Source organism: Nitrospira sp. Kam-Ns4a, assembly GCF_965152595.1.
In genome coordinates, this window is record NZ_OZ224218.1 from 277,705 (window position 1) to 287,500 (window position 9,796).

Annotated in this window: 8 protein-coding genes, 2 rRNA genes and 1 pseudogene (1 of these 11 cut by a window edge); 7 read left to right on the forward strand and 4 right to left on the reverse strand. The window is 63.7% G+C overall.

Translation table 11 applies throughout. The annotated features are described in order from the left end of the window. Window positions 1-204: 204 nt before the first annotated feature. The 4 genes and pseudogenes from ACWHYQ_RS01385 to ACWHYQ_RS01400 all read left to right on the forward strand — a co-directional run. Window positions 205-300 (forward strand): annotated as a pseudogene (locus tag ACWHYQ_RS01385) (SEC-C metal-binding domain-containing protein); the annotation flags it as partial. Beyond that, the gene (locus tag ACWHYQ_RS01390) at window positions 297-1,616 is read left to right on the forward strand and encodes a hypothetical protein (protein ID WP_447973984.1); all 1,320 of its coding nucleotides are present in this window, start codon (window positions 297-299) and stop codon (window positions 1,614-1,616) included. The pseudogene ACWHYQ_RS01385 and the gene ACWHYQ_RS01390, both read left to right, overlap by 4 nt. A 186-nt stretch (window positions 1,617-1,802) precedes the next feature. Further along, entirely contained in the window at window positions 1,803-1,937 is a 135-nt protein-coding gene (locus ACWHYQ_RS01395) for a hypothetical protein (protein ID WP_447973985.1), read from the forward strand. Beyond that, window positions 1,934-2,359 carry a DEAD/DEAH box helicase gene (locus tag ACWHYQ_RS01400; RefSeq protein WP_447973986.1) on the forward strand — a complete coding sequence of 142 codons (426 nt, stop codon included), beginning with the start codon at window positions 1,934-1,936 and terminating at the stop codon, window positions 2,357-2,359. The genes ACWHYQ_RS01395 and ACWHYQ_RS01400 overlap by 4 nt, the downstream gene beginning before the upstream one ends. On the opposite strand, the gene ACWHYQ_RS01405 is transcribed toward ACWHYQ_RS01400, so the two are convergent. Continuing rightward, a protein-coding gene (locus tag ACWHYQ_RS01405) for an IS3 family transposase (protein WP_447973987.1) occupies window positions 2,356-3,779 on the reverse strand; the annotation gives its coding sequence in 2 pieces (ribosomal slippage) (window positions 2,356-3,428 and window positions 3,428-3,779; 1,425 coding nt in all). The genes ACWHYQ_RS01400 and ACWHYQ_RS01405 overlap by 4 nt on opposite strands. A gap of 530 nt (window positions 3,780-4,309) precedes the next feature. On the opposite strand from ACWHYQ_RS01405, the gene cas1 reads away from it, so the two are divergent. Genes cas1 through cas4 form a run of 3 tightly spaced genes read left to right on the forward strand, consistent with a single transcriptional unit; the run spans window position 4,310 to window position 6,391 of the window. Further along, window positions 4,310-5,527 (forward strand): CRISPR-associated endonuclease Cas1, encoded by a 1,218-nt coding sequence (gene cas1, locus ACWHYQ_RS01410; protein ID WP_447973988.1) that lies wholly within the window; start codon window positions 4,310-4,312, stop codon window positions 5,525-5,527. A 2-nt stretch (window positions 5,528-5,529) separates the two neighbouring features. Then, complete coding sequence (gene cas2 / locus ACWHYQ_RS01415; protein ID WP_447973989.1) at window positions 5,530-5,853, forward strand: CRISPR-associated endonuclease Cas2; 324 nt, start codon at window positions 5,530-5,532, stop codon at window positions 5,851-5,853. Further along, window positions 5,801-6,391 (forward strand): CRISPR-associated protein Cas4, encoded by a 591-nt coding sequence (gene cas4 / locus ACWHYQ_RS01420; protein WP_447973990.1) that lies wholly within the window; start codon window positions 5,801-5,803, stop codon window positions 6,389-6,391. The genes cas2 and cas4 overlap by 53 nt, the downstream gene beginning before the upstream one ends. 7 nt (window positions 6,392-6,398) lie before the next feature. Here cas4 and ACWHYQ_RS01425 read toward each other — a convergent pair whose 3' ends face one another. From ACWHYQ_RS01425 to ACWHYQ_RS01435, 3 genes are all read right to left on the reverse strand, one after another. Beyond that, window positions 6,399-7,862, reverse strand: coding sequence for a transposase (locus tag ACWHYQ_RS01425; RefSeq protein ID WP_447973991.1), 1,464 nt, complete (start codon window positions 7,860-7,862; stop codon window positions 6,399-6,401). Window positions 7,863-8,156: 294 nt separating this feature from the next. Next, a 5S ribosomal RNA gene (gene rrf, locus ACWHYQ_RS01430) occupies window positions 8,157-8,273 on the reverse strand. 83 nt (window positions 8,274-8,356) lie between these two features. Next, a 23S ribosomal RNA gene (locus tag ACWHYQ_RS01435) occupies window positions 8,357-9,796 on the reverse strand; it runs 2,234 nt beyond the window's last position.

Genomic DNA, 9,796 nt, shown 5'->3' on the forward strand with positions numbered 1-9,796 from the left:
CTGCACTTCACAGAGCACGATGTCGAGCGAGCCTTCGCCAAACCCCACCCCAACGTGGACCACTACCGCCGAGACTGGCTGGACTTCTACGCGCCAGCCGCCATCGCCCGGCGCCAGGCGCGGTGGGCCAAGGAGGCGGAAGATGCCGAGGCCCATGCACAAGCCGACTGGACCGATGAGGATCTCCTCGAAGAGGACTTGGCTGTTATCCTCCCCCCGACCCCGGTCGTCCGCCGCGAGCCCAAGATTGGGCGCAACGATCCCTGCCCCTGCGGCAGCGGGAAGAAGTACAAGAAGTGCTGCCTGAACAAAGCCGGGTCAGCCCCTCCCCGTGCCCACCCCCGGCGCTGTTCTCCGAGGCCGACCGCGTCGCCGCCCTGAACAAACTGCGTGCCTTCGGCGACCAGCCCGACCTCGCCCCCGACCTAGCCGAGTTGTCGTTCGACTATTGGGGCCCGCGCCTGCACAGCCGCCCGGACGAAGACCAGCGGAAGGTCTTGGACCTTCCGCAGGCCGAGAGCCTGCGCACGGCCTGGCTCTGGTTCGATGCCGAATGGCCGGACGGGCGGACACTCACGGATCGGTTCCTGGCTGAGGAGGGGGCGAACCTCACAGCCGGCGAGCGCGCCTTCCTGGAGCAGGCCCGCGCCACGTACCAGGGCCTGTATGAGGTCCAAGAAGTGCGGTCTGACGAAGGGATGACCCTGCGCGATCTCGTCAGCGGAGCGCGGCTGTGGGTGCGAGAACGCAGCGCCACGCGCCACGTCGCACGGTGGGATGTGATCGTGGCCCGCCTCATGGCCCGCCCCGATGGGACGCAGGTGCTCGAAGCCGGCTTGCTCCAATTTCCCCCGCGCGACGCGGACCTGTTACTGCAGCAATGGCGGAAGGCCGAACGCGCTCTGCAAGCTCGCGCGGGGGACAGCCCACCGCTGGCGGTCCGCAAATGGGTGGGGCACCTCCTTTCCCGCTGGTGGCTGACGCTGGTCGCGTTCCGCCCGCTCCCCACCGTCGTGACCGCCGAAGGCGACCCGGTCGCGTTCACGCGCGTGCGCTACGACGTGACGGACCGGGACGCGCTCGCAGCGGCCCTGGCCGCCGCGCCGGAACTGGAAGAGGTTGAGCCCGGCCGCTTCAACTGGTATGGAGACGCCTCCGCGTTTGGCCGTCTCCTGGGCACCATCCGGCTTAGCGACGAGCACCTCACGCTGGAGACCAACTCCGAAGCCAGGGCGGAGCGGGGCCGGTGGATGCTGGAACGCCTCGCGCCGCAGGCCCTCCGGTATCGGGCAACCAGTGTCGAGGACATCCGCCAGGCCTTGGAGCGGATTGAGCGCCGGGACCGCGGGGAGCCCGCCACGCCCCTGCCGCCCGAGGTGGAAGCCGAGCTTCTCGACAAATTTTACGATGACCACTATCAGGCCTGGGTGGATCAGCCGGTGCCGGCCTTGGATCATCAGACCCCGCGCAAGGCAGCCAGAGACCCGCGCCGACGCCCCAAGCTTATCGCCCTGCTCAAAGAATTCGAGAACCGCGAGGCCCACGCCGCCCGGGAAGGGCGCAAGCCCTATGACTTCACCTGGCTATGGCAGGAGCTAGGGTTGGAGCGCCCCTGAACGGCCGGCGAACTGTGACCTCGGATGTCACATCCGCATGGTATGGAATGGAGACCCCCTCTCCCGATGGAAACGGCTTGGACGGGGATTCTTTCAGCTTCCTTCACCCCTTGCGGGAGAGGCGAGGGTGAGGGGAGGCGACGAACCTCATAACCTCGGAGTTGAGCGATGGACCGATCAGCCATAATGACCCAAGCTACCGCCTGGATGCAGGCCCGGGGCTGGAAACAGAAGCTGGCCAAGAAGCGGGGCAGCGAGCAAAGCCTGTGCGAGCACAGTTTGATCGAGCTGGATGTGTTGGGAGGTGCTAAGAACCCATGAGTGAGTTTTGCGCAACAACATATTCTCAATTTTTCCGAAAAGTAACTGGTTGGGTTCCTTTCGATTACCAGATCGATGTTGCACGCAGCCTCTTTAACGGAAGCAATGTGGTTCTTCGTGTTCCAACAGGAGCCGGAAAGACATGGTCGGTCCTGGTCCCGTTTCTCTTCCCCACCTGGAAGAATCGCCCCACGCGGCTGATTTACGCCCTACCCCTGAGAACATTGGCGCAAGGCATTTATCACGAAGCTCGCCGCCTGGCTGAAAAGCAGGGCTTGCCAATTGAGTGGCAGCAGGACCCTCAAGGCCGTGAAACGGTCTCCCCATTCGTCACATTGCAGACGGGTGAGCAACCCGACGATCGGTTCTTCGATCGGGCGGAATTTGTCAATAGGTTTGAGACACCCGCTGTTCGAATTTAGTGAGCAACGTCTTCCGGCATCACCTCCCTTCCTGGCTGATTGATCCAAACCTCCGCCGGGGGTAGAGCAACCCGCGGCCGCCCCTGCACGAACCGCTCGGGATTTCTGGCGTAGGCCTGATCGGGAACCCGCTGCCTTTGGGCCAGCACCTCCATCGTCCGCCCATCGTGCACCACCTCCGGCGTAAGCAGGGCCAGAGCCGAATGGCCGTGTGCGGTGTTGTACCAGTGGAAGAAGCTCGTGCAGAAAGCGCGCGCATGCGACGCGCTGCCGAAGCGGTCTGGAAACTCCGGGTGGTACTTCAGTGTCTTGAACTGGCTCTCCGAGTAGGGGTTGTCGTTCGACACCCGCGGCCGGCTGTAGGAGGGGGCGATGCCCAGAAGGGCGTCGAGCATCGTCACCGTGCCCGAGGTCATCTGAGGCCCCCGATCGGCATGGACCACGAGCTGGTTGCGCTTCACCCCCTGCCTCACGCAGCTCTCCCGGATCAGCCGCTCGGCCAACGCTGCCGACTCTCTCTCGGCCACCATCCAGCCCACCACGTAGCGGCTGAAGATGTCCAACAGCACAGAGAGGTCGGAGCCCACCCACTTCACCGGCCCCCTGAGCTGGGTGATGTCCCAGCTCCACACCTGGTTCGGTCCCCGCGCCAGAAGCACCGGCTTGGGATGTGGCGGATGACGGGCCTGGTCTCGCCGCTCGCGCACCTCCTGCTTGGCCGCCAGGATCCGGTACATCGTGCGGATCGAGCAGAGATATCGCCCCTCGTCCAAAAGCCGCGCGTAGACCTCGGGTGGCGCCTGATCCACGAAACGCTCGCTGTGCAACAGCTCCAGCACCGCTTCGCGCTCCTCGGCTCCCAGCGCGCGGGGCGAGCTTGCCTTCAGGCGCACTGCCCGGAGCGCAGGTCTGCGCCGCCGGTAGAGCGTCGCCCGCGATACCCCCAGCACATCGCAGGCGCGCAGAGCCCCCACAGCTCGGCTGAGCTCCTCGGCCGCTCCTCTCAGCCCTTCTCGCCATCGCTTTCGCTCTCCGACGGAATCCCCAGCAGCCGTGAGACTTTTTTGGGGACCTCGATAATCGCCTCGGCCTGCTCGAGCTTCTTCCGCAGCCTCTCATTCTCCCGCTCAAGCTCCGCCATCCGCTTCTCCAAAGCCCGCTCAGGCCGGCCCTTTCGACCCCGCTTGCGTGAGCCCAACCCCTCCAGCGCACCCCGCTCACGCTCGCGGCGCCAGGCGGCCAGGTGCGAGGAGTACAACCCCTCGCGCCTCAGCAACGCCCCGATCTCCCCCGCTCCCTTCAAGCCGTCAGCCTCCCTCAGCACACGAAGCTTGTACTCCACCGTGAACCGACGCCGCACCGGCTTGGCCGGGACCTCCGTATCCGCAACGACTCCCAGCCCCTTGGTTTCCAGCTCCATAAGTCAATTTCCTCCCCGCCCTCCTACACTAATTTCCACATGGCCGGTGTCTCAACCTATATTGACACAGAGGGCTATCGTCACGGAAAACGAGCAGGACTTCAAACGCATTCCTGGCATTACGGTGACCAATCCGTTTAAGGTTCACGCCAAACGACACGATTAGGGAAGCGTGGGGTAAGTGGCGTCTGCCCGTCTTTGAGGCCGGCCGGTACCTCTCGCCTTCGACGGCGCGGCGCTGCTGCCGGCGGAACTGTGGCGACGGAAAGCCTGTGAGGAGTGGGCAAAGGGAGCAACGCGGACTCAGGCGAGCGAGCCGACGCGGGAGCGGGCGGCTTGTTTCAGGAGGGACACGGCAGGTGGAGCAACGATGAGCGGGCGACGTTCCAGACATGCACCTCGCCCGACCCGCTCGCCCAGGAAGCACGCCACGCCTCGCGAATCACCTCGCTCTGAGACCGGTCTTCGGCTCCGGCGACCCGATCCACTTTTTTCTAGCCAGATCGGCGTCCACAGCAAGGATCAATCTCATGACCCTTCCTACGGCTGAGCCGGACCCCGTCCCCCGCATTCACCCGGAGATGCAGGCACCCGAACCGGCTCGCGAGCTGCCGCCGGCGCAGATCAACCTCTTCACCGGCGAACCGGAAGCGGTCGTCGTCTCGATCGAGACTGAACCGCCGGAGGGAGAGGAGCGGGTCATTGACGAGGGCATCCGGATGGTCAAGACCGGCGACACCTCGCAGGTCGTGCTGTCCGGCTTCGGCATGTTCTTGTCCAAGAAGAGCGAGCGGTTGCTGGTGCGCCACGGCAAGACCGTCGTCTATGAGTTCCCCCTGTTCCGCTTGAGCGAGGTGGTGGTGGCCTCGCGCGGCGTCACGCTCTCGTCGGATGTGATCGAAGAACTCTGCAAGCGCGGGATTCGGCTGAGCTTCCTGACGCAGGGCGGCAAGCCGTACGCCATGCTATCCTCGCCGATGCTGACGGCCACCGTGATGTCGCGTCGAGAGCAGTTGGCGGCGATCGGCGACGAGCGCGGCGTGGAATTCGGCAAGCTGATCGTCCTGGGCAAGCTGACGAACCAGGAGCGACTCCTCCGCTACTTCGGCAAGTACTTGAAGCAGGCCGATCCAGAGCGGTTTACGCGGGTGGACCGACTCGGTGATCAGATCGCCGATCTGCGGCCCGCGGTCCAGCAGGTCACCGGGCCGCGGATCGACGACGTACGGGACTCCCTGATGGGCTACGAAGGCACAGGAGGCCGGCTGTATTGGGAGTGGGTCAAGGAGATCATCGGGCAGCGTGCGGAGTTTCTGGGGCGCGAACATCGCGGTGCTACCGATGCGGTGAATGCCCTGTTGAACTATGGATACGGCATTCTCTATGCGCAAGTCTGTGGGGCCGTCCTGAACGCTGGCCTGGAACCCTTCGCCGGGTTTCTGCACGTGGATCGGCCAGGGAAGCCGTCGCTGGTGCTGGATCTGGTTGAGGAATTCCGTCAGCCGGTGGTCGATCGCACGGTGATCGCGCATATCAATCTCGGCGAAGCGGTCACCTTGAAAGCTGGGATGCTGGACGAAGAGACCCGCTCTTGCTACGCGGCCAAGATTCTGGAGCGGCTGGAATCCACCGAGACGGTGAAAGGGAAGAAGTACCAGGTTAAGTCCATCATCCAGATGCAGGCGCGCAACCTGTGCACCTTCCTGCGGCGGGAGGGCAACTATAAGCCGTTTGCCTTCAAGTGGTGACCATGTCGCTCGAGGAGGTCGCCACCTATGTCCTGTACGACATCCCGGACGACGCAGTCCGGACCAAGGTCGCAGAGGTCTGCAAGGACTATGGCCTCGAACGCATCCAGTTCAGCGCGTTCTGCGGTCCGCTGACCCGCAACCGGCGGGAAGAATTGTTCCTCCGCTTGAGCGACGTGCTGGGCGAACAACCCGGGCGCATTCTGCTCCAGCCCGTCTGCGAGAAGGACATGCGCTCAAGCCTGAATCTTGAGAACGAGGAGCCCCCTGAGGATGCTGGTCAGGCCGAAACTGATGTTGCGGGTGAACGACCTGAAACAGTATGACTACTGCCCGCGCGTCGTCTATTACCAATACGTGATGCCTGTTGAGCGGAAGGCCATGTTCAAGATGGAACACGGCAAATCGGCTGAGGCTCATATTGACGAGCTGGAGCGACGACGAACCCTGCGGCGCTATGCTTTGCCTGATGGGCATCGTCACTTTCATGTGTGGCTGACCTCGGAAGAGCTTGGATTATCCGGCAAGCTCGACCTGTTGATCGAATCCTCATCCGGGTGGTTCCCGGTGGACTTCAAGGAAACGACGGGCTCCGTGCGCGCCAATCACGCGGTGCAACTCTGTGGGTACGCCCTGCTGGTCGAGGACGCCTACGGGTGCGCGGTGACCGAAGGCTTTATCTATTTGATTCCGGGCAACCGAGTTGCCCCCATCGCGCTCACAGCGGAACTGAAGCGCGAGACCCTGGAGCGGCTGGACCGGATCCGCGAGATGATTCTCGCGCAACGCACCCCCGCGCCGACGCCAGTTCGCGCCCGGTGCCCGGAGTGCGAGTATCGGAATTATCCCGGATTCCGCAGTTGAAGGACGATCATGGGGAGGCGCCATGGGCGTGAGGCGTGAATCGGATCGCTGGCACGGGGAGGTCGGCCGGCCCGGATGGGGGCTGGCTGGCGGCATTCGCCTCGGCCAGGTCCCAGTCCAACTGCGCCGCAATCGGGAGGCCTTCCGTGAGGGTGCGCAGGCGCTGCAGAAACTCCGCCCGCTCCTCCGGTGGAACGGCGAATCGGACGCGGAGCCGTCGGACTTCGGGGATCAGGTCCGCCGCGACCAGAACGATCAGGTCCCGGACGGCCCGCAGCCGTCGTTCAAACCAGCACGAGGGCAGCACGGTTTCCCGAAAGCCCCTGAGGAAGGTGTCCAACACACAGCCGGTCCGGAAGGCTGCATCGGTCGCGTCGAACGACTGCAGGCAGAACGTGTCCAGGCTCAGGGCCTCCGTGAGTGCTTGGATCCGGTTCTCGCTGTCCGCCCGGCCCGCGTCCATCCACGTCACCAGGTCGGCGGCATAGGGCACAGAGGTGACGAAGACCCGATACGGGTCGCCGGGACACTCGATCAGCCTCCGCCCGCGCGCCTCAGGCCGCTCCGCCAGGGCTTGGCGCAGGCCCACAAACCGGCGCGTCTGCCCCCGCCAGGCCGGCCACGAGGCCATGCCATCGGCCACCGCGATGCCCCGGGCGACCGGGCGCCAGTCGGCCGCCGGAATCCGCTGCACGACCAGCTTGCGCACCAGCGGCGTCAGCCGCGCCACGATGAGAGACGGCCAGTCCCGGGCTTCCAAGAACAGCAAGAAGGCCGTGACAAAAAAGCCGGCAGCGGCCCGTACCAAGCCGATCCGGTGCCCCGCTGGCAGCCTCGGCAGCGCGTGCGCCAGCAAGGCCCGCGCACCAGTGGCGGTCCCGGCATGGCCGGCTCGCACGGTGGCCCACCAGAGCCGCCGCCGTTCACTCAACCAGGCGACCAACGGGTGAGGCGAGGGGCGGCCGGGCTTGAGCGGGGTGTGCCCCTTGAGGCTCCCCTCTTGCTCGCCATAGCGACAGAACACGGTCGAATCCAGATCCCACGGATGGCCGAGCAGGATCGGGCGCATGGCGCTCAGGGAGAGCCGCATCAGCGCTTCGGACCCCTCGGTGAGCCGCCGGTCGGTCAAGCCGTGGCAGAACCGCCGCACGGGATCGGGCGCCGGGAACCGCGCGAGACCCAGGAGGCGCGGGAGCAGGGGAGCCCGACGGTACTGCGTGACGGGCTCGACCCGCTCGATCCCCAACGCCAGGCTGGACCACCACGCCAGCCGCACGTCCCCCGCCGCGATCTGATTGTTCGAGCTCTTCGCGAAGGGCGCCAGCAGCGGGATGAGCGCGGCCCGCAGCCCGATCAGTGCGAAGGATAGGCGGAGCAGCATGGCCCCAGCCCCGACGGTGATCGGATGGTCCGTAAACGCGAAGCGGATCTTCGGGTAGAGCGATGAGGCCGGTGGCTGACGGGTGCGCATGCCAAACCTCCTGTCCAGCCAGAAGAATTTGGCCGCGCATTCTACATCAAGACGAACCAACTGCGGAATCCGGGATTATCCGGGCTAGGCGATCCGCGCCGAACCCTGGGCGGCCTGAACAGGGCGTGGGTTCCCGGGAAAGGCCTGCCAGGACCTCCGAGCGGAGCCCTGCTGAGCTCGGGGAAGGCCTCCCCCTATGTTTCCGACGGGATGGGGCCGTGATCGGAAACCCGCGTTCCTCTCGGCCAAACAAAAAGGCCCGCTGAGCTGGCACCCAACGGGCCTTCGTAAATATCCCGGCAGCGTCCTACTTTCCCACGACCTCACGGTCGCAGTATCATCGGCCTTGGAGGGCTTAACTTCCGTGTTCGGGATGGGAACGGGTGTGACCCCTCCGGCATGGCCACCGGGAATTCTGACTAGTAGCAAAGAGCAAGTAGCTGCGAGCCATTCGCTATTCGCTACCAGAAGACCATGTCTGTCAGGAGCAAGGTATTGTTAAGCCGCACGGCCGATTAGGACTGGTTAGCTTCAGGCCTTACGGCCCTTCCACACCCAGCCTATCAAACTCGTCGTCTACGAGTGGCCTTCAGGGGGCTTGCGCCCCGGGAGATCTTATCTTGAGGCAGGCTTCCCGCTTAGATGCTTTCAGCGGTTATCCCAACCGGACATAGCTACCCGGCACTGCCGCTGGCGCGACAACCGGCACACTAGAGGTCCGTCCTTCTCAGTCCTCTCGTACTAGAGAAAGCCCCTCTCAAATCTCCTCCGCCCACAACAGATAGGGACCGAACTGTCTCACGACGTTCTGAACCCAACTCTCGTACCGCTTTAACGGGCGAACAGCCCGACCCTTGGGACCGGCTTCAGCCCCAGGATGCGATGAGTCGACATCGAGGTGCCAAACCTCCCCGTCGATGTGAACTCTTGGGGGAGATCAGCCTGTTATCCCCGGCGTACCTTTTATCCGTTGAGCGATGGCCCTTCCACGCAGAACCACCGGATCACTAAGCCCGACTTTCGTCTCTGCTCGACCTGTCAGTCTCGCAGTCAAGCTCCCTTCTGCCTTTACACTCGACGGCTGATTACCGACCAGCCTGAGGGAACCTTTGGGCGCCTCCGTTACCGTTTAGGAGGCGACCGCCCCAGTCAAACTACCCACCAGACACTGTCCCCGCCCGGGATGACCGGGCCGGGTTAGAATGTCAGAAAAGTCAGGGTGGTATTTCAAGGTCGGCTCCACGGAACCTAGCGGCCCCGCTTCGAAGCCTCCCACCTATCCTACACAGACTCGTCCAACACCCAATGTCAAGTTGTAGTAAAGGTGCACAGGGTCTTTCCGTCTAGTTGCGGGCACCCGGCTTCTTCACCGGAACAACAAATTCGCTGAGTCACTCCCCGAGACAGCGCTCCAGTCGTTACGCCATTCATGCAGGTCGGAACTTACCCGACAAGGAATTTCGCTCAGTGTTGTTACATCCGTTTCCGGATGGGTGAGTCGTTTCTGGTTCCGCTCACCTCTGCATGTCGCCATGCAGCTCGGACCATATCATCGTCCGGATTGAGGAGCCGGACTTCCGGCGTATGGCCTCTGAGGATTCTGAGCACCACGATTCATTCGGCTGGCAAACTGGCGAATCTTCACTAGCCCTTCCTCTGTCAGGTGCTCGCCATGTTTCATCATGACGACCACCTGCGCAACGCTTTCGAAGCTCGATCGCTTCACGGTTCTGAGCGGATACTTCCGGAAGAAGGTGACGACCTCGGCTAGCTCCTTGAGTCCTCGGATACGAAGCTCCTTTCGATCACCGCGATTAACGGTGATCTGTCCGCATCCGAAAAATCTTTGGAGTCGTTCCAGAATCGCCACATCCCTTTCGTGCTGCACCACTCGGAACTCAGGAAGGACCTGCCATCCGACCCTCATGGTGGCT